The sequence below is a fragment of the Marinobacter sp. NSM genome (genome assembly GCF_052380025.1).
In the GTDB taxonomy this organism is placed as follows: domain Bacteria; phylum Pseudomonadota; class Gammaproteobacteria; order Pseudomonadales; family Oleiphilaceae; genus Marinobacter.
Genome location: NZ_JBQTCK010000002.1, coordinates 300,375 through 319,771, shown reverse-complemented (window position 1 = coordinate 319,771; position 19,397 = coordinate 300,375). Strand labels below are relative to the sequence as shown.

Annotated in this window: 14 protein-coding genes; 7 read left to right on the top strand and 7 right to left on the bottom strand. The window is 59.8% G+C overall.

All coding sequences use genetic code 11. The features are described 5' to 3' along the window. Window positions 1-59: 59 nt before the first annotated feature. The gene (locus tag ACTZWX_RS05540) at window positions 60-1,484 is read right to left on the bottom strand and encodes an ATP-binding protein (RefSeq protein WP_444713084.1); all 1,425 of its coding nucleotides are present in this window, start codon (window positions 1,482-1,484) and stop codon (window positions 60-62) included. Continuing rightward, window positions 1,475-2,161, bottom strand: coding sequence for a response regulator transcription factor (locus ACTZWX_RS05535; RefSeq protein ID WP_444713083.1), 687 nt, complete (start codon window positions 2,159-2,161; stop codon window positions 1,475-1,477). The genes ACTZWX_RS05540 and ACTZWX_RS05535 overlap by 10 nt, the downstream gene beginning before the upstream one ends. 157 nt (window positions 2,162-2,318) lie before the next feature. Here ACTZWX_RS05535 and ACTZWX_RS05530 point away from each other — a divergent pair, with 157 nt between their 5' ends. The 7 genes from ACTZWX_RS05530 to ACTZWX_RS05500 all read left to right on the top strand — a co-directional run bounded on the left by ACTZWX_RS05530 (window position 2,319) and on the right by ACTZWX_RS05500 (window position 10,997). Then, window positions 2,319-3,029 carry a thermostable hemolysin gene (locus tag ACTZWX_RS05530; protein ID WP_444713082.1) on the top strand — a complete coding sequence of 237 codons (711 nt, stop codon included), beginning with the start codon at window positions 2,319-2,321 and terminating at the stop codon, window positions 3,027-3,029. Continuing rightward, window positions 3,013-5,205 (top strand): AMP-binding protein, encoded by a 2,193-nt coding sequence (locus ACTZWX_RS05525; RefSeq protein WP_444713081.1) that lies wholly within the window; start codon window positions 3,013-3,015, stop codon window positions 5,203-5,205. Before ACTZWX_RS05530 ends, ACTZWX_RS05525 begins: the two co-directional genes overlap by 17 nt. Further along, window positions 5,192-5,974 carry an SDR family oxidoreductase gene (locus tag ACTZWX_RS05520; RefSeq protein ID WP_444713080.1) on the top strand — a complete coding sequence of 261 codons (783 nt, stop codon included), beginning with the start codon at window positions 5,192-5,194 and terminating at the stop codon, window positions 5,972-5,974. Before ACTZWX_RS05525 ends, ACTZWX_RS05520 begins: the two co-directional genes overlap by 14 nt. Window positions 5,975-6,055: 81 nt before the next feature. Then, window positions 6,056-7,570, top strand: a complete 1,515-nt coding sequence (locus ACTZWX_RS05515; RefSeq protein WP_444713079.1) for a diguanylate cyclase — start codon at window positions 6,056-6,058, stop codon at window positions 7,568-7,570. Window positions 7,571-7,653: 83 nt separating this feature from the next. Continuing rightward, complete coding sequence (locus ACTZWX_RS05510; protein ID WP_444713078.1) at window positions 7,654-8,520, top strand: MBL fold metallo-hydrolase; 867 nt, start codon at window positions 7,654-7,656, stop codon at window positions 8,518-8,520. 7 nt (window positions 8,521-8,527) lie between these two features. Beyond that, the gene (locus ACTZWX_RS05505) at window positions 8,528-10,249 is read left to right on the top strand and encodes a SulP family inorganic anion transporter (RefSeq protein WP_444713077.1); all 1,722 of its coding nucleotides are present in this window, start codon (window positions 8,528-8,530) and stop codon (window positions 10,247-10,249) included. An 88-nt stretch (window positions 10,250-10,337) separates the two neighbouring features. Continuing rightward, window positions 10,338-10,997 (top strand): energy-coupling factor ABC transporter permease, encoded by a 660-nt coding sequence (locus ACTZWX_RS05500; RefSeq protein ID WP_444713076.1) that lies wholly within the window; start codon window positions 10,338-10,340, stop codon window positions 10,995-10,997. Window positions 10,998-11,004: 7 nt separating this feature from the next. On the opposite strand, the gene ACTZWX_RS05495 is transcribed toward ACTZWX_RS05500, so the two are convergent. From ACTZWX_RS05495 to gdhA, 5 genes are all read right to left on the bottom strand, one after another. After that, entirely contained in the window at window positions 11,005-13,134 is a 2,130-nt protein-coding gene (locus ACTZWX_RS05495; RefSeq protein WP_444713075.1) for a putative bifunctional diguanylate cyclase/phosphodiesterase, read from the bottom strand. A 254-nt stretch (window positions 13,135-13,388) separates the two neighbouring features. Next, the gene (locus tag ACTZWX_RS05490) at window positions 13,389-13,919 is read right to left on the bottom strand and encodes a response regulator transcription factor (RefSeq protein ID WP_420194934.1); all 531 of its coding nucleotides are present in this window, start codon (window positions 13,917-13,919) and stop codon (window positions 13,389-13,391) included. Then, window positions 13,916-15,187 carry a sensor histidine kinase gene (locus tag ACTZWX_RS05485; RefSeq protein ID WP_444713074.1) on the bottom strand — a complete coding sequence of 424 codons (1,272 nt, stop codon included), beginning with the start codon at window positions 15,185-15,187 and terminating at the stop codon, window positions 13,916-13,918. Before ACTZWX_RS05485 ends, ACTZWX_RS05490 begins: the two co-directional genes overlap by 4 nt. Window positions 15,188-15,250: 63 nt before the next feature. Then, on the bottom strand, window positions 15,251-17,827 hold the full coding sequence (locus ACTZWX_RS05480; protein WP_444713073.1) for a PEP/pyruvate-binding domain-containing protein: 2,577 nt from the start codon (window positions 17,825-17,827) through the stop codon (window positions 15,251-15,253). A 7-nt stretch (window positions 17,828-17,834) separates the two neighbouring features. Next, window positions 17,835-19,184, bottom strand: a complete 1,350-nt coding sequence (gdhA, locus tag ACTZWX_RS05475; protein ID WP_444713072.1) for an NADP-specific glutamate dehydrogenase — start codon at window positions 19,182-19,184, stop codon at window positions 17,835-17,837. Window positions 19,185-19,397: the final 213 nt, after the last annotated feature.

The following is a 19,397-nucleotide window of genomic DNA, read 5'->3' as shown; positions in this document are numbered from 1 at the left end:
AGAGCGCCATGAAGTGCTGCCTTGTGCAGACGTTTACTGGCCGGGAGAAAGTGACAGAGTCAGGACGGCGTGTGGATGAGGTCGCTTGAGGCAGGCAGCCAAACGTGCACACAGAGTCCGGGGTGTCCATCTGCTCTATCCAACAGTGTCAACCGGCCGCCATGGAGTTCAGCAATACGTCGGGCAATCGCCAAGCCCAAGCCCGCTCCGCCACCTGCGCGTTGATCCAGCCTTACAAACCTGCTCAGAGCGCGCTCCCGTTCCTTTGAGGGGATTCCTGGCCCCTGGTCGCATACCGAAATGGCATAACCTTCGCCCGCGGGCACCAGCTGAATTGAAATTACGGTATGTGCTGGGCTGTACTGGATAGCGTTAGCCAGCACGGTGCGCATCAAGGTGTTAATCAACGTGCTGTGGCATCGAACCAGGCCATTGCCGCCGGTTTTATCATCCAGTTCTGGCTCGATGTGCTTTTTCAGGGCTAGCGGGGCAATATCCGCGATGCTCTGTTCCAGCAATTCTGGCAGGTTGTGAATGTCCGGCATTGAGTCGGTGCCCGCGTCTACCCGGCTGAGTAGCAACATCTGTTCTACCAGGTGAACCATCCGGTCCACGGCAACGATCAGTTCGCTGAATTGTTCGGGGTTTTGCTCGCAGGCTTTTTCCAGGTTCAGCCGAAGCACGGTCAGCGGTGTGCGTAGCTCGTGGGCGGCGTCGGCGGAGAACCGGCGCTCACGCTCCAGTGCCTGGTTTAGCCGTTTCAGTAAACCGTTGACGGCCTGAACCAGTCCGGCAACTTCCTTGGGAGCCTGCCGGTCGTCCAGGGGATGAATGCGTTCCGGGGCCATATTGCGAACGGGCTTTTCCAGCCGGCGCAGAGGGCGGAAACTGATCTGTATGGCGGCTATTACCGCTAATGCCAGCAATGGCAGGGCCAGCAAGAGTGGCAGGATATTGCCCAGCGCCAACTCCTGGCTCAGTTCTTCGCGGATATCCTCACGTTGCGCGGCACGTATCCAGAATCCGGTGTCCGGGTCCTGCAGGGTAAAGGTGCGCCACCGATAACCGGTAGATTCGGCCCAGGTATAGCCGGGTGTAAGGCCTAAAGAATCGTCGGCATTCAAGGTGTCCAGCAACGGGGAGCCTTCGGGAGTCCAAACCTCAAAGGCCAGCTTTTTCTCATACTTGTGGCCGGCTCCATCCGGCAGGATCTCATCCCGGTCCGACTCAAGCTCTGCTTCGGTCAGGCCAAGCCCGGGAAGCTGCAGGGTTTCTTCAAGGGTGTCAGAAAGCTGTTCCAGTGATTGGCTGTCGGCCAGGTGCCGGATCAGCCCCTGCACGATCCGGGTGCTTTGGGCCAGCTCGGCGTCGAACAGTTCTTCCAGCTCGTGGTTACTCTCAACATAGCTCCAGCCGGCGGCGATCAGAGCGATTAGCAGCACGGCGGAGGTAACCAGCAGTGTAAGGGTGCGGGTCAGGGACATACGGGTTCCGCGGCGGCCTGGCTGTCGAGCAGGTAGCCTACACCCCGTACGGTTCGGATGGCTGCCTTGCCAATCCGGCGGCGCAGATGATGGATATGTACCTCCAGGGCATTGCTCTCGGCCCCCGCCTCCCAGCCGTAAAGCTGTTCCTCCAGCCGGCGCCGGGTAGCCACCTGGTCCGGGTTGCGCATCAGGTAATGCAGAATCTGGAACTCGCTGCGGGGCAAGGTAGTGGATTCGCCGTCAACGATCAAATGGCCGTTCTCCGGATTCAGGGTCAGGCGCCCTACCGTCAGCCCCGTGGAGGGGCTGGTTGCGGCACCACGGCGGGTTACCGCTCGAATCCGGGCTTTCAGTTCGGCCATGGCGAAGGGTTTGGTCAGGTAGTCATCGGCCCCGGCGTCCAGTCCCTGAAGCTTTTCGTTCAGATCTGATCGGGCAGTGAGGATGATGACCGGGGTTTGGTTACCCTGCTGGCGGATGTTCCGGACAATTTCCAGGCCGTCCAGCCGCGGCAGGGTCAGGTCCAGAATGGCCAGGTCAAAGTGTTCCTGCAACAGGGCGTTCAGGGCCTGCTGGCCATCATCCAGCCAGTCCACCGTGTTCTGGTCTTCCCGCAGCATATTGAGCATGGTGCGGGCAAGGGAGTGGTCATCTTCCACCAACAGTATGCGCATTCACGAGCCCCGTTCTGATATCTGAAAACGAGTTTGCCACAGAAACCTTAAGCCGAGCTTAAGAATTCTTGCGTGTCGTCTTAAGGGAGGTTTAAGGCTCTGACAATACTCTGACAGTCGTAACCCATGGGCCTTGCCCGGCTGTTGGAGAAACCTGATGACAGATCCGCTGACGATGTCTATCTGCTGCCCGCCCGACTCCTCGGAGGTTACACCGGTGCTGAGGTGTGCCAGCAGGTGGTTCAGTGAAATCGCCCCGCAAAGCGCCATGGCGACGACGGTGGCTGAATTTATCCGTCGCCGTTTCCTGCAGGCGTACGGAGCCGAGCCGAAGTTGCGCATTCCCTCTCTGCTGGCGTTGACCACGGCTCAGGGCAGCCTGATGGCAGCGGTGGGCGTGCGTAATGCCGGCGCCGACAAGCTGTTCCTGGAAGACTACCTGTCGGTGCCAGTGCAATCGTTGATGCCGGAGTCAGGAACCGAACGCCACCGGATCGCCGAAATTGCCCACCTGGCGGGGGTGGAAGCTGGTGTCAGCCGCTATCTTTTTGCCTGCCTGTCGGTGTGGCTGGATGGCGCTGGGTACGACTGGGTGATGTGTACCGGCACCGATCAGCTGCGTAACAGCTTCCATCGGTTCGGCATTGCTACCCGGGTGCTGGCGGATGCCGATCCTTCAAAACTGCCGGATGGCGGTGCCGGTTGGGGTCGCTATTACGACCATCACCCGGTGGTTATGACCATCCAGGTGGCGGATGGCATGGCCGCCCTGCGTGAGGCCGGTTTGCTGAAACTGGTGCAACCGGTGGTTGCCTCCGAGATAACGCCGCAGGCAGATCTGGGGGGTGCCTATGGCCGGCTTGCCTGAGCTATTGCACGAGCGTGTCCGGCAGCATCCGGAACGTATCGCACTGCAGGGGCCAGACGCTGGCCTCTGTTATCAAAAACTATGGCTGGCGGCCGAGGTCGTGGCGGACCAGCTGCAGACTCTGGGCATCAAACGCATCGGCCTGTGTGGCGACAACACCCCGGCCTGGGTGATTGCGGATCTGGCCTGCCTGATGGCCGGTGTGGTGTGTGTCCCGGTGCCGGTGTTTTTCTCTAGCAGCCAGACCGAGCACCTGATTCAGCGGTCCGGGCTGGAGGCGTTGCTGTTCAGTGCCGAGATTCAACAGGCGGAGACCATCGGCCACGGCGTGTGGCTTCGGCATTTGCCGGTGTTTCCTGGTGCGGCCTGCATGCCGGAACACACCGCCAAGATTACCTTTACGTCCGGTAGCACCGGTACTCCCAAGGGTGTGTGTTTGTCGGCGCAGCAGGTGGCGGCGACCGCCGGTGCTTTGCAGCATCGGTTGGACGGCGTGGAGCTGCAGCAACATCTGTGCATCCTGCCGCTGGCAACCTTGCTGGAGAACATTGCCGGGTTATACCTGCCACTGCTGATGGGTGCCACGGTCACGGTCGCCCTGCTGCAAACCCTGGGCATGACCGGCAGCAGCGGCCTGGATCTGGACCAGCTGGTGGCCGGCCTCAACCGGCATCACCCTCATACGGCGATTCTGGTGCCGGAGCTGGCGATGTCGCTGGTTAATGCCGCTGAGCAGGGTTTGCTGGCGACGGATTCGTTTCGTTTTTTAGCGGTTGGTGGCGGCCGGGTATCACCGGATCTGCTGGCCCGGGGGCGGGCGGTTGGATTGCCGCTTTATGAGGGCTACGGCTTGTCCGAGTGTGGCTCGGTGGTGGCCCTGAATGTGCCGGGCGCAGAACGTGAGGGCACCGTTGGCCAGCCCCTGGGGCATGTGCAGGTAACCGTGCATGACGCAGGCCGCATTCTCGTTCGGGGCAACGCCCACCTGGGATATCTGGGTGACGAGCCCGAGGGTGATGACTGGCTGGATACCGGTGATCTCGGCACTCTGGATGCAGAGGGTTTCCTGACCGTCAACGGCCGCGCCAAGAATCTGATGATTACTAGCTTTGGCCGCAATATCAGTCCGGAATGGCTGGAGAGCGAACTGGTGCAGGCACTGGGAGCCGGCCAGGCCGTGGTATTCGGTGATGGTGAGCCACACCCCAGCGCCTTGGTGGTGATTCCCGATAACCGAAGCCCCGACGCTGTGCGATCGGCCCTGACGACACTGAATGCCGGTTTGCCCGACTATGCGCGTTTGCAGGCCGTGTACCTTCGCCGGCAGCCGCTGACCCGGGCCGAAGACCACATCACCGCCAACGGGCGCCCGGTGCGGTACCAGATTCAGGCTGACCTGCCCAGGCTGATGGCCGAAGCCTTTCCCTTATTCATGAACCTTTCGGTGCCTGCGGGTACACCTACCCAACAAACCACGCCAGGAGACTACAACATGGCATTTTTTGACCGACTGCAATCCGACACCCAACAGGCCCGGGAACACGTAACCCGCGCCCCGGTTATTCAGGCCATCCGTGAGGGTCGCTTTGACCTTGAGGGCTATACCTGGTTCCTGGCCCAGGCCTATCACCATGTGAAACACACGGTGCCATTGATGATGGCCTGTGGCGGCCGGTTGCCGGAGCGACTGGAATTCGTGCGCAAGGCGCTGGTGGAATACATCGAGGAAGAATACGGCCACCACGAGTGGATCCTCAACGACCTGGCCGCCTGTGGCAAAGACAAGGAAGCCATTCGCCACGGCCAGCCGGACAGCGCCATCGAGTTGATGGTGGCCTACCTGTATGACCGAATTCAGCGCGGCAATCCGGCGGCTTTCTTTGGCATGGTACAGGTGCTTGAAGGCACCTCCATTGAACTCGCCACGCCCCTGGGTGAAGCCATCCAGAAGCAGCTCGGCCTGCCTGACCAGGCCTTCAGCTACCTGTATTCCCACGGTGCCCTGGACCAGGAACACTTCGAGTTCTTCCGCAACCTGATGAACGAGATCACTGACCTGGACGATCAGCAGGCCATCATTGATGCAGCCCGCATGGTCTATCGTCTTTACGGCGACATGCTGCACAGCATTCCGCTGCCGGCCCGTGGCAAGGAGCAGTGCCATGAGGCTGCATGATCGTACCTTCCTGCTGCTGGGCGGCACCGGAGGCATTGGCCAGGCCCTGATCCGGCCGCTGGCGGAACGCGGTGCTCGGGTGATCGTCGCCACCCGCCATCCCGAGCGGCTGGAAAAGCGGGCGGGTGTATCACCGGTGCATCTTGACCTGGCCAGCCCGGAGTTGGGCCAACAGCTACAGCAACTTACCGGGGTGTACCCGGACATTGACGGGGTCATCCACTGTGCCGGCCAGAACCGGTTTGCGGCCCTGGAGGGCATGGCCGTCAGCGACCTGGACACCCAGCTTACTGTCAACCTGCGCTCAGCCATGCTGGTGGCCCGGCATTTCGCACCCAGGTTCCGCAAGGCCGGCGAGGGCGCGCTGGTGTTCGTTGGTTCCACTTTCGGCAGTATTGGTTTTCCTGGTTATACCGCTTATTGTGCCAGCAAGTTCGGCCTGCGCGGCTTCACCGAAGCGCTTCGCCGGGAACTGGCCGATACCCCGGTACAAGTGGTGTACGTGGCGCCAAGAGCGACTGCCACTGCCATGAACCCGGAGCCGGTAAACGAGCTGAACCGGGCGTTGGGTAACACCATGGACGCACCGGACATGGTGGCGGCCCAGATCATCCGCGCCATGGAACGGGACGATCGGCGGTGTTTTCTGGGCTGGCCGGAAAAGCTGTTTGTGGTGATCAACGGCATCCTGCCAAAGCTGGTCGACAAGGCGATGCTGAAACAATTACCGGTGATCCGGCGCTTTCTGGATTCGGGAGCAGCGTCATGAAGCGGACAGCTACAATGTTGGTCGGGTTAGACTACACTTCTCCGTAGGCAAGGCTGAAAATGCTGGGGAGACAGGCCGTTCATGGCGAGCAATTACGGGGCAGTCCAGCCGGACCAGATGCCAGCTCATTTCTTCCATAAACTGGCGTCAAGCGTCCCTGGCGTCCTGTTCACCTATTGGCTGAGCCCGGACGGGCAGTCGCATTACTACCCCTATGTCAGTGATCAGGTAAAAGATCTGTTTGGCGTTGAGCCTGCCCGTCTCAAAGAAGATGCCGGAGCCGTGTTCTCGGCGATTCACCCGGAAGATGCAACCGGTGTTGCGAAAAGCATCGAACAGTCGGCCCAGACTCTGGAGCCCTGGTGTTACCGGGCACGTCTTAAGATGCGTGACGGCCAGTATCAATGGTTTGAAGCTCAATCCGTGCCAGAGCGCCAGCCTGATGGCAGTACCATCTGGTATGGCCAGTTTCACAACATCCAGCACTACAAGGAGTTGGAGCAGACCCTGAGGGACAGTGAAGCAGAATTCCAGTTTCAGGCGGGCTTTCAGAACCTGATCGCCCGGTTGTCTGGAGAGTTTATTCAGCTCGGGTTTGGCTCAATCGATGACTGTATCGACGAGTTACTCCGTGCTATTAGTGACTTTTTCGGCATTGATCGGGCCTATGTCTATGGCTTTTCGCAAGATCACCTGACAATGACCAACACCCACGAATGGTGTGCGCCGGGCGTGACGTCCCTGATGCCAGATCAACAAAATGTACCGATCGGGTCATTCCAGTGGTGGCAGGCGCAGATCAACTCGATGAAAAGCCATAATAAGGTGGTTTTCATTGAAGATGTCCGTCGGTTACCGCCCGAGGCCAGCAATGAGCGTGCCCTGCTGGAAGCTCAGGGGGTCAGCTCCATGTTCTGCGTGCCCATCTGGATACGTGGTCAGGTCATGGGTTTTTTCGGTGTCGACTCGTTATCGCAACGGTCCTGGCGGCAGGACATGGCAGACCTCCTGATTATTGTCTCCGGCCTGCTGTCCGGTGCCCTTGAGCGCAACCGGCTGGAGGAGGACCTTCTGAACCAGTCGATCCGGGACCCGCTTACCGGCCTGCATAACCGCCGTTACCTCATGCCCAGACTGGATGAAGTGCTGGCAACCTGCAATCGTCATGGTGAACGCTTTTGCCTGGCGATGTTTGACATCGACCATTTTAAACGGATCAACGACAACCTGGGCCACCTGGCCGGGGACCAGGTACTGGTGCGATTTGCCGAGCTTCTGCTGGCCAACACACGGAATACCGATGTGGTGTCCCGGTATGGTGGCGAGGAATTTCTTGTGGTTTTTACGGAAATGGTGGATTCGGACGCCCAGCCTCTGGTGGGGCGAATCATGCAGGCCGTCAGAGCTGAGCAGTTTGTGATTGGTGGCGAGACTTTCGGGATCACCGTAAGTGCCGGCTCTGCCTGTGTGGCGGAGCTTACCGAAGAGCCTGTCAGCCCGCATGCTTTGATTGGCCTTGCAGACTACCGGTTATACCAGGCCAAGCAGGGTGGCCGCGATTGCCTGGTCGATGCATCGGGATTATCACGCATATAATAAAAGAGCATTTCACCTCATATATCGTTTTAGTATATTCTTAGATCAAATTTAATGATCGATAGATCTCAGAGGTGAATACCATGTCACAGCCGATCGTTCAGCATTTCTTCGACGAACCCACCAATACCTTCAGTTACGTGGTGCGTGATCCCGACGGCCAGGCCTGTGCCATTCTCGACTCGGTACTGGACTTTGATTATGCCTCCGGCCGCACCGACGTGCGCTCGGCGGATGCGATTATTCAGTATGTTCGGGACAACCATCTGACCGTTGAGTGGATCATGGAAACCCACGTGCATGCGGATCACCTGTCTGCAGCGCCTTATCTGCACGAACGCCTGGGTGGAAAGACCGGAATTGGCGCCAGAATCATTGATGTTCAGGAAATCTTTGGTAAGGCATTCAACGCCGGTACCGAGTTCGCCCGGGACGGAAGCCAGTTCGACCAGCTTTTTGAAGAGGGCGACACCTTTGCCATCGGCAATCTGGAAGGACGGGTTTTGCATACGCCGGGCCACACACCCGCCTGCCTGACCTACGTAATTGGCGATGCCGCCTTTGTTGGCGACACCCTGTTCATGCCCGATTACGGCACTGCGCGCTGCGACTTCCCCGGAGGCGATGCCCGTACGCTGTACCGTTCCATCCAGAAGGTCCTGTCATTGCCGGCCGAGACCCGGATCTTCCTGTGCCACGATTACAAGGCTCCGGGCCGCGATGAGTACCATCACATGACCACGGTTGCGGAACAGCGTGAGGCGAACGTGCACGTGCATGAGGGTGTGTCGGAGGACGAGTTTGTCAGAATGCGCACCGAGCGTGATGCCACCCTGGACATGCCCCGGCTGATCCTGCCCTCGGTGCAGGTGAATATGCGTGCTGGCCACATGCCGCCGGCAGAGGATAACGGCCAGGTATACCTGAAAGTTCCGGTTAACCGGTTCTGAGCCGGGTATGAGCCTCAAACGCTACCTGCCCATTCTGCAATGGGCACCACAATACAATCGTGATCAGGTGACCAGTGACATGATCGCGGCGGTGATTGTGACCGTCATGCTGATTCCCCAGTCACTGGCCTACGCGTTGCTGGCGGGCTTGCCGGCCCAGGTAGGGCTGTATGCCAGTATCCTGCCGCTGGTTGTGTACGCGGTGTTCGGTACCAGCCGCACCCTGTCAGTAGGCCCGGTGGCGGTGGTTTCGCTAATGACGGCAGCGGCCCTGGCGCCGCTGGCAGACATGGGAACACCGGAGTACATTGCCGGTGCGGTGCTGATTGCCGTGATGTCTGGCCTGATGCTGACGGTGATGGGCGTCCTGCGGCTGGGTTTCCTGGCGAACTTCCTCAGTCATCCGGTCATTTCAGGATTTATCACGGCCTCGGGCATTGTCATCGCGGCCAGTCAGCTCAAACATGTGTTCGGTATTCAGGCGTCCGGCCATAATCTGCTGGATATTGGCGGCTCGTTGCTGGCCTCCCTGCCACAAACCAATGTGCCCACCTTGCTGGTGGGGGGCGGCGCGCTGGCGTTTTTGCTGTGGTCCCGCCAGTTTCTGAAACCGTTGTTGATCCGGCTTGGGCTGGCTAACCGGGCTGCGGATATCTTTACTAAAACCGCGCCAATCCTGGCGGTGGTGGTCACGACGCTGGTTGCGTGGTGGCTGAATCTGGACGAGAAAGGCGTCCGCCTGGTGGGGGATGTGCCGGCCGGATTGCCTTCCTTTACCCTGCCCACGCTGGATATGGCCATCTGGTCCCAGTTGGCGGTCAGTGCGCTGCTGATCAGTGTGGTGGGTTTTGTGGAATCCGTGTCTGTGGGCCAGACCCTGGCGGCCAAACGGCGCCAGCGTATTGATCCGGACCAGGAGTTGATTGGCCTGGGTACCGCTAACCTGGGCTCCGGGCTCTCCGGAGGTATGCCGGTGACCGGTGGCTTCTCCCGTTCGGTGGTGAACTTTGATGCCGGTGCAGAGACGCCGGCGGCGGGTGCCTACGCGGCCGTAGGTATTGCCCTGGCCACGTTGTTCCTGACGCCGGCCATCGCCTGGCTGCCCCAGGCGACCCTGGCGGCGACGATCATTGTGGCGGTCGCCACGTTGATTGACCTGCCAGCGCTGGGCCGCACCTTCCGCTATTCCCGTACCGATTTCGGTGCTATGTTGGCCACCATCCTGTTGACCCTGGTTCACAGTGTGGAGGCGGGAATCATTGCCGGTGTTGCTTTGTCGATCGGTCTGTTCCTGTACCGCACCAGCCGTCCCCACAGTGCGGTGGTTGGGCGCGTGCCGGGCACCGAGCATTTCCGGAATATTCTGCGCCACGACGTGGAACTGTGCCCGAAAGTGACCTTTCTGCGGGTGGATGAAAGCCTCTATTTTGCCAATGCCCGCTTTCTGGAGGAACGAGTGATGGATCTGGTCACCCGGGAACCGGAGCTGACCGACCTGGTGCTGGTTTGCCCGGCGGTGAACCTGGTGGATGCGTCCGCCCTGGAGAGCCTGGAAGCCATCAATGAGCGGCTGACCGATGCCGGGGTGCGCCTGCATCTGTCGGAGGTGAAAGGCCCGGTGATGGACCGGCTGAAGGGTACCGAGCTTATCCGGCACCTCGGTGGTAACGTCTACCTGAGCACTTATGAGGCCTGGCAGTCCCTGACCGGGCGTACCGCCCTGGAGTGACCGGGGGCAAGTGATCCCATTGACCGGCCGGGGGGTATCAGTAAATACTGCGCCCGCGCATCCGATGCTTTGGTAACCGGTGATTTTGATGGGAATGACAGAAAATCTGCTTTCAACCAGCCAGTGGTTGCTGACCGCGTCGATCTTTGTGCTGGTGTTGCTGGCAGCTTTGCGCTCAGTGGATTGGGAGGCGCTGAGGAAAGATAACGCCACCCAGCACTCGCTATTCGGTGCGGCGGTGGTGTTGGGCTTTGTCTGGCAGTTACGGGCTGGTATCTCGCCCGGCCTCGCCATCCACATTTTTGGCATCACCGTGATCACCCTGATGCTTGGCTGGGCACTGGCTGTTATCAGCGGTCTGTTAGCGCTGGTGATCACCGTTATTACCGGCCGCGAGCCCCTGGTGATGTTTGCCGCTAACGGCCTGGTGACGGTGATGGTGCCGGCACTGGTTACCCACGCCATCATGCTGTGGGAGCGGCGCAGGGATTTCCGCAACTTCTTTGCCTACATCTTCTTTTGCGGTTTTTTTGGTGCCGGGCTGTCGGTGGCCGCAGCCGGTGTTCTGATGTGTCTGATGCTGTGGTCCAGCGGCGTCTATACCTTCGAGACCCTGGTGCACGAATACCTGCGTTACCTGCCACTGTTCATGATTCCGGAAGGCTTTGTGAACGGCGTTTTTGTGACCGGCCTGATGGTGTTTCACCCAGACCGGCTCAGCACCCTGGATCAACGACGATACCGATAACGCCCGGTCAGATGCCTCCGCCCTGGACGGAGGTTTGTTCATGTTTGCCCAGGCTGTGATGTCGGCTCACCTGATCGCGCCACTGTGCCAGCCAGGGCAGCAAGGCTTTCGCTGGCATTGGCCGGGCGATGCCATAACCCTGAATCAGGTTGCACCCCATGTCTCTCAGGGCGCGAGCATGCTCCATGGTTTCCACGCCCTCAGCAAGAACCGGGTGGTCGAAGCGTTGCGCAAGGAAAATCACGCTCTCCACAATCGCGCGGTCACTGGCATCGGTGAGCATGTTGCGAACGAAACTCTGGTCGATCTTGATCACATCCACCGGCAGGGTGCGCAGGTAAGTCAATGACGCGAAGCCGGTGCCGAAGTCGTCCAGTGCCACCTGTAACCCCAGGGACCGGCAGCGAGCCAACACATTGCTTGCACGCTTGGTGTCTTCCAGCGCGGTGGATTCCAGAACCTCCAGGGTGATTTGCCCGGGGCGGACATCCGGATGGCTGTGCAAGTAGCTTTCCAGGTAATCGGCAAAACTGCGATCCATCAGGTGAGGAGCGCTGATGTTGATGCTGACGGCGAGCGATTCGTCCGCCTCATGCCACAGATTCATCTGATGAATGGCTTCCTTGAGTACCCACTGGCCCAGCGGGATCTCCAGATGGCTGTTGGCGACAGCCGGCAAGAACTCACCGGGGCCAATCAGTCCTTTGTCCGGATGATTCCAGCGAATCAGCGCCTCAAACCCAATGACTTCGCTATCGTCCAGGCGTAACTGGGGCTGGAAATAGAGTTCGAATTCTTCGTTCTCCAGCGCGCGGGATATTTCCATCAACTGGTTCCGGCGCTGCCGGCGATGGGCATCCAGGCCGGGGTCGAAAATGTGGAACTGATTCCGGCCCTTCTCTTTGGCGGCGTACATTGCCTGGTCGGCATGGCGAATCAGGCCCTCTGCATCGGTGTCGTCCTCCGGATACAGGGTGACGCCCAGGCTGGCGGTCAGGTTGACCGTCTGGTCACCAATCTGCAGGGGCTCGCTGACATTGGCGAGTATTCGCGAATACACCGCCTCGGGGCTGTCGCTTTGCAGCAACAGTACGAATTCATCACCCCCGATGCGGGCGATGGTATCGCCACTGCGTAGGGCGCGGGTCAGGCGCTCGGCGGTCGCTCGCAGCGCCAGGTCGCCGAGGTCATGGCCCAGCTGGTCGTTAATGGCTTTAAAGCCATCCAGGTCCAGGTAACAGATGGACAGCACCCGCTTCTGACGATCCGCGTGGGCGCTGGCCGAGCGAAGACGCTCTTCCAACAGTTGTCGGTTGGGTAGCCCGGTCAGGTCGTCATAGTTGGCAGCGCGGTCCAGTTCCTTCGCATGATTTTTCAGAGCAGTGATATCTGAGAACGCGGCCACATGGTAGAAACGCCCCGGCTCTTCAAGGTGAACGCGGCTGATCGACAGCAGCTCTGCATATTCTTCCCCGCTTTTCCGGCGGTTCCAGATTTCGCCCCGCCAGTGATCCGTCTTCTCAATCGACGTCCACATGGACTGGTAGTATTCGCGGGAGTGGCGACCGGAGCTGAGGATGGAAGGATTCAATCCAAGTACTTCCGGGCGACTGTAGCCGGTGATACGGGAGAAAGCCGGGTTGACGTCGATAATCCGATTGAAGTGATCAGTAATGACAATGGCTTCGTGGCTGCGATCAAACACACTGGCGGCGATGCGCAGGCCGCGTTCACTGTTTTTCCGATCGGAGATATTGGTCTGGATAACAACGAAGCCGGGCTCGACACCCTCGCTTTCGCCAACGGGCATACAGTAGGTGTGTACCCAGTAGGGCGTGCCATCCGCCGTATAATTGAGAATGTCTTCCTCGAACACTTCGCCACGGAACAGGTGTTGGCGAATACGGCGGACGGTCTCGGTGTCAGTGTCCGGCCCGTAGAGGAGTTCGCCGGGGTTCTTTCCAACTATGCTGTCGAGGTGAAAGCCAGTATGACGTTCGAAAGCGGTATTCACCCATTCGATGCGACCACCCGCATCCAGAATGATCACCAGGTTGCGGGTGGCAGAGGCCACCAATGCCAGGCGCTTGGAGTCAAACTCCGGTGACGTATTGTTGGAATCAGGGGCATTCGACATATGTCGGGTGTTCCGGGTGTCGGTGGTTTAAGTGTCTCTCCTCCCTGTGAGATGGTTTGGTCAGCTTATCAATCAGGCGCCGGGAATACGTCCGTAGAATCCGTGGGGATCAGTTTGTCCATTTATTGCAATCTCACAACGGGGCACGATGCTAGCCTATCTGGCCTGTTAGGACATTCGACCATAGCGGTGTCTGGTTGATTGATGTCAATTTCCGGGGAGATTCTTAGGGCGCACCGGACGGTAAGCGTTCATCAGCGCCAGCGCGAGTGTTTTTGCAGTTTGCGTTGCAGGGTCCGTCGGTGCATGTTCAGGGCCCGGGCAGTGGCGGAAATGTTGCCATCGTGCTCGTTCAGCACGCGCTGGATGTGTTCCCATTCCATTTCTTCCACGGACGGCGGTTCGGGCCTCAGGTCCGGTGGTGCGTCCAGGGGTTCAAAACCATTCATTAACTGGGCCACGGTAACCGGCTTGCACAGGTAGTTGACGGCGCCGCGGCGCATGGCTTCTACCGCGGTGGCGATGCTGCCGTAACCGGTCAGCACCAGTACGTCCAGGTCCGGCTTCTGTTCCAGAAGTTCCGGCAGCAACTGCAAACCACTTTCCCCGGCCAGGTTGAGGTCCAGAACACACCGGTTCACCGGCCTGGTACGGATGGCCTCCAGAGCGCTGTCAGCATCGCTGGCGCAGAGTGTTTCGATGCCCTGGCGAGACAGCGAGCGGGCCAGCACCTGGAGAAACGCCTGGTCATCGTCGACCAGCAGCCAGAGTTCCTGTGTAGTCATGGTTGTATCTCCTCGCCTTGGGGCTGGGCTACCGGTAAATCGATGACCATGGTGGTGCCTGTGTCACTGGCCTTGGCCCGGAGATTGCCGCCAAGCCTCTGGATCGTGGCATTGGAAAGGAACAACCCGACCCCGAGGCCATGGTGGGAGTCGACAATGTCCTCACCCGGCGTGCCCTGCAGAGCGGTTTCCAGGCCGTCACCGTGATCTTTAACAATCACTTCCACCCGGCCGGAATCGGACAGCTGGCTTCTGACAGCGACCCAGGACGGGCTGGCTGTCAGGGCGTTTGCCAACAGGTTGAGCACCGCCTGGTCCAGGGTGGCATCCACGGCCACGGAGGCATTCGGGTGCGTACCCTGCCACTGCACTGGCACGGACGGCCACAGCAGTGTGACCGACTCTCGCAGCCTCGCTAGCCAGTCTTTGACCGTTAGTACTTCCAGTTGCGCCGTGCGGGCTTCAATCGCCGCCTTGGTCAGTTGTTGCAGATGTTGACTGCACAGGTACAACTGCTGCCCCATCAGGTCGAGATCTTCCGTCAGTGCTACGGAGGCCTGGCCTTCGGTGTGGGAACGGATTTCATCCAGTAACAGGGTCATGGTATTCAGCGGGGTACCTAGCCGGTGGGCAACGGCGGCCGACGACAGGCCCAGCGCGATGATCTGCTCATCCCGCAGACGGTTTTCCCGGAACTGCGAGAGCTGGGATTGTTGCAGGCGAAGTCTGCGGGCGAGCGTGCCCACCACCAGCAGCAAAATGGCAGCGGTAAGGGCAAAGGTTACCCACATGCCTACCAGGTGCAACCTGGCCAGGTCTGCCGAGTGGTGATCGTGCATGACCGGGGTGTGCCAGAGCACCAGCGCCGTGTATACCGCAACGCCGGTGATGGTAAGGACAATGCTCTGGCGGCTGGGCACCAGAATGATTGCGACGGCAATCGGCAGCAGCAGCAAAGATACCAGGGGGTTGGTGTAGCCACCGGTGAAATACAGCCAGCAGCCGATCAGCAACAGATCTGTGGCCAGGGTCAGGCTGACTGGTGCGGAAGCTTCGGGGGGCTTACGGCTGAACCACAGCCAGGCCAGCGTGGCCAGAACGGCATAAAGCAGGCTGAGGATCAGGGCTTCGGCCTGGTGGGCCAGTGTTACGGTGGTTTCGGCAACAGCGATCGCGACCAGTTGCGTGGCAATGATGGCCAGCCGCATACCCAGAAGATAACGGGCAGCCTGACGAAAACCGGTTTGAGAGTGTGTGAGCCATTCCATAGCGGGCATTCTAGCAGTATGCCGTCGGCCATGGAGGTGAAAACGGCGTTTGTTTGCGACGGGTCAATCGGTGAAATAACAGACCAGTTGCTGGCGCACCACATCACCGGTCAGTTGCAGATGTTGCGCCTGCAGATCATGCACCTGAACCGACCGGTTGACCGGAGATTCGGTGCTGCTGGACGTTGGGGGGGCGGGCAGGCGCTCAGGGTGATAACGGCATTGCTGGATGTCGGGAAACAGCGCCGCGTAGGCGATGCCGGTTTCTACCAGGTCCTGGAAAAAGTGAGAACCGTAGGACAGGTCTGGCACCATCTCGCCGGCCTTTTCTGAGACCTCAACCAGGGCGGCGACCCCGGCAATGTCAGCAAAGCGGACCGGAACGCCAAGATCCGGGCTGCTGGTGCCCCAACGGCCTGGGCCGATCAGCAGGGTCGGCACACTGGATGCGCGGACAGCTTCGCCGACACGGCGGGCAACGTCGTAGCGCTGGCTGGTGGACAGTCCGGCGTACACCGAAGCGTCTACCCGGATCACCCGTTCGATGGCCAGGTTGATGTTGCCGCCCATGAAGTGGCCCTGGGTTCTGAATAGCAGCTTACGCTCAGGCAAGTCGTCGGGCAGAGCCACCGGCCCGGTCTCGCCGATGGTCGCCAGCGGGCGGCATTGCACCAGGTTGAAGGCGGGGTTGCCCTGTTGGTCCAGGTGCAGGGTGAATTCCACATCCACCGGGTGCCGGTAGCCCGCTTCCAGGGTTTGCAGCAGGTGTGACAGCCGGCGGATAAACGGAGTGCGCTGCACCAAAGGGCGGAAGGTCAGCCGCCACACCGGGCCTTGCAAGCCAATCTGCTCGGCCCGGGTACTGGCCGCCCGATCCACCTCGGCCAGGTGATCCATGGGTAGATCGTTGGTGGTTTCCAGCAACTGGCTCAGGGGCCGGGTGTCGAGTGTGCCTTCCTGTAGGTCCAGCAAATCCACCAGGTGTTGGGAATATCGGTAGCTTTCGTCCTGGTTGCGGAATGGCTGGCGCATGGGGTGGTCCAGCGCCATCACGCAGGCGTGATCGCCTTCAATGCGGTCAACCGCCCGGGTGCCCAGGCCCATCACCAGCCGGACCATCCCCGCTTCCGGGTCCATGCTGCTGTCCCAGGCGAAGGTGTTGCGCGACACCCCTACCCCGGCGGCATCGGGCAGGTAATAGCGACCATGAAACCGCCCGTTGACCCGCTGGATCAGCAGCGCCATGGGCTCTTCCCGCTGGTCCAGGCCCCGCTGTTTGCGGTACACCAGGGCATCTTCACTCATGGATGACGCGTACACCTGGCGGATTGCGTCTTCCAGTGCCGACAGCCGCTGTTCCGGTGCCCCCTGGTTGACCAGGAACACGCTGTCGTATTTACCGGCAAAAGCATTGCCAAAGCCGTCTTCCTGCAGGCTCGATGAGCGCACCAGGATAGGATACTGGCCGTAATGGTCCAGCAGTCGCTCCAGCTCGGCCTGTATCTCGTCGGGAAACTTGCCGGCCAGGATCGCGGCTTTGAGCGCGGGCGCCTCACTCAGGTAACCCTCTTCGGAGCGCTGCCGCATGATCGCCGGCCAGAGCCCGTTGTGGACCAGGAAAGCGTAATAGGCATCTGTGCCAAGATAACTGGAATCGTGGGGCTCCAGCTGGCTTTGCCACCGTTCAGGAGCGTCTTTCAGCAGGATGTTGCGGGCAATCAGCATGCCGGTGGCCTTGCCACCAATGTAGCCGCTGCCGACCAGGCGGCTGCGAATGCCCAGCAGGTCCTCCAGCGACAGGTAACGCCGTGCCAGTTCCAGTATCCGGGAATCGCGGCTGATCATTACTTGCAGCACTTGCTCCTGCAAGTCTTCGATACAGTCGGTGTCCTGGTCGGACAAAGCCCGGCTGGCTTCCTGGAACAACCGGTCCCAATAGTCCAGCAAGGGTTGGCGATGCAGGTGTTCAAGCTCGAGGCTGGCTTGCAGTCGGGTGGCATCGCTGCTGTCCGTTATGGGTTGAAACTGTCCATCATGCTCCCGGTGCGGCAGGAACATGGTGGGCGATTGCCGGCGCCAGGCTTTGATTGGATGAATCTGCACGTCATCGCCGTGGCGATGCACATCAATCATCACCTGGGTGGTCTGGCGAATCCGGTCGAGGGTGCGCCGGGAGTGGCGTTCCGGATGCAGGGCAAACCAAGCCACGGTGTCCAGTTCAAACAGAAACGGGCACACCACCCGGAAAAAATTGCCCACCATGGCATCGGTGGCCCAGGCGTTGAGCAGTTCGCTCAGACTGTCACACACATAGAAGGCGCCACGGCCATGCTGCTCGATCAGGTGCCAGACCCGGCTGGTAAAGCTTTCAAAGCCGCCGAGGGCGTCGATGGTGATGGTTCGAACCGACGGGTGGTCCCGGATAATCGGGGCATGGTCGCCAAAGCGAAGGTAGATAATCTGCCGGCCGGCATCAGAGGCGGCGTCTACGAAGGGAAGAACAAATCGGCGATAGTCGTCCAGGTCGGAAACCCGCCAGACCACGTTATCGCCGATTCGAAGGCCATCCAGAACCTCATCCAACCCACTGAGGCCAGTGGAAACCCGGTCGTCAGGCTGGAGAGGTTCGTTGCTGATCATGGCCGGATCAGATAACACCCATGGCGTTCATCGCCTTGGCAACGCGCAGGAAGCCGTTGATATTGGCGCCCAGCACGTAGTTGCCCTCGGCACCGAACTCGGCGGCGGTCTCGAAGCAGTTCTTGTGGATATCGATCATGATTTCCTCAAGGCGCTTCTGGGTGTAATCGAAGGTCCAGGAGTCGCGGCTGGCGTTCTGCTGCATTTCCAGGGCAGACGTGGCAACACCGCCGGCGTTGGCTGCCTTGCCCGGGCCGTAGGCAATCTTGGCATCCTGGAACACAATGATGCCTTCCGGCGTGGTCGGCATGTTGGCGCCTTCGGCCACGGCAACACAGCCGTTTTCAACCAGCATCTTGGCGTCTTTGCCGTTCAGTTCGTTCTGGGTCGCGCAGGGCAGCGCCACATCGCAAGGCACGCTCCAGATATTGCCGTCTTCCACGTACTTGGCGTCTTTATGGAATTCAGTGTAGGCACTGATCCGGCGGCGCTCCACTTCCTTGATGCGCTTCAGGGTCTGCAGGTCGATGCCCTTCTCATGGACAATCATGCCCTGGGAATCCGAGCAGGCAATGACCTTGGCGCCCAGCTCGTGGGCTTTCTCGATGGCGTAAATGGCCACGTTGCCGGAACCGGAAACCACCACGGTCTTGCCTTCCAGGGAGTCACCACGGGCTTTCAGCATTTCGTGGGTGAAGAACACCGTGCCGTAGCCGGTGGCTTCGGTACGCGCGCGGCTGCCGCCCCAATCCAGGCCCTTGCCGGTGAACACGCCAGATTCGTACCGGTTGGTAATGCGTTTGTATTGGCCGAACAGGTAGCCGATCTCTCGGCCGCCAACGCCGATGTCGCCGGCTGGAACGTCGGTATACTCACCCAGGTGGCGGTACAGCTCGGTCATCATGCTCTGGCAGAAACGCATGATCTCGTCGTCGGACTTGCCCTTGGGGTCGAAGTCACTGCCGCCTTTACCGCCGCCAATGGGCAGTCCGGTCAGGGCGTTCTTGAAGATCTGTTCAAAGCCCAGGAACTTGATGATGCCGAGGTATACGGACGGGTGGAAGCGCATGCCACCTTTATAGGGCCCCAGGGCACTGTTGAATTCGACGCGGAAAGCACGGTTGATATGAATCTCGCCGCGGTCGTCCTGCCAGGGCACACGGAAGATGATCTGGCGCTCAGGCTCACAGATACGCTGGATGATTTTCTTGTCGGCAAACTCCGGGTACTTCACCAGAACCGGCCCGAGGGTTTCCAGAACTTCGTGAACCGCCTGGTGGAATTCGCTCTCGCCCGGGTTGCGGTGCAGAACGTCCTGGAAAATCGGTTCGAGTTTTTCGTCGAGTTTAACTGTCATGGCAAGGCCCTCGGAATACGCGTATTGAAAACCGCCGAAAAGCGGTTGCCCAAAAAAAGGGCAGTGATTGCACCACATTGGCGCATAAGTTGGCAAGATGGCCGGGTAAAATTTATTCAAACCTCACCCTTAGGGGTATCTCCAACGGGGTGCGGCATTGTGTCCCAGGCCAGGCGTGTTGTCGCCCGTTAGAATTTCCGACATTCGTTGTTC

Coding starts and splice junctions, on each gene's coding strand:
- ACTZWX_RS05540 (WP_444713084.1), bottom strand. CDS start 1,484: ATGTCCCTGACCCGCACCCTTACACTGCTGGTTACCTCCGCCGTGCTG.
- ACTZWX_RS05535 (WP_444713083.1), bottom strand. CDS start 2,161: ATGCGCATACTGTTGGTGGAAGATGACCACTCCCTTGCCCGCACCATG.
- ACTZWX_RS05530 (WP_444713082.1), top strand. CDS start 2,319: ATGACAGATCCGCTGACGATGTCTATCTGCTGCCCGCCCGACTCCTCG.
- ACTZWX_RS05525 (WP_444713081.1), top strand. CDS start 3,013: ATGGCCGGCTTGCCTGAGCTATTGCACGAGCGTGTCCGGCAGCATCCG.
- ACTZWX_RS05520 (WP_444713080.1), top strand. CDS start 5,192: ATGAGGCTGCATGATCGTACCTTCCTGCTGCTGGGCGGCACCGGAGGC.
- ACTZWX_RS05515 (WP_444713079.1), top strand. CDS start 6,056: ATGGCGAGCAATTACGGGGCAGTCCAGCCGGACCAGATGCCAGCTCAT.
- ACTZWX_RS05510 (WP_444713078.1), top strand. CDS start 7,654: ATGTCACAGCCGATCGTTCAGCATTTCTTCGACGAACCCACCAATACC.
- ACTZWX_RS05505 (WP_444713077.1), top strand. CDS start 8,528: ATGAGCCTCAAACGCTACCTGCCCATTCTGCAATGGGCACCACAATAC.
- ACTZWX_RS05500 (WP_444713076.1), top strand. CDS start 10,338: ATGGGAATGACAGAAAATCTGCTTTCAACCAGCCAGTGGTTGCTGACC.
- ACTZWX_RS05495 (WP_444713075.1), bottom strand. CDS start 13,134: ATGTCGAATGCCCCTGATTCCAACAATACGTCACCGGAGTTTGACTCC.
- ACTZWX_RS05490 (WP_420194934.1), bottom strand. CDS start 13,919: ATGACTACACAGGAACTCTGGCTGCTGGTCGACGATGACCAGGCGTTT.
- ACTZWX_RS05485 (WP_444713074.1), bottom strand. CDS start 15,187: ATGGAATGGCTCACACACTCTCAAACCGGTTTTCGTCAGGCTGCCCGT.
- ACTZWX_RS05480 (WP_444713073.1), bottom strand. CDS start 17,827: ATGATCAGCAACGAACCTCTCCAGCCTGACGACCGGGTTTCCACTGGC.
- gdhA (WP_444713072.1), bottom strand. CDS start 19,184: ATGACAGTTAAACTCGACGAAAAACTCGAACCGATTTTCCAGGACGTT.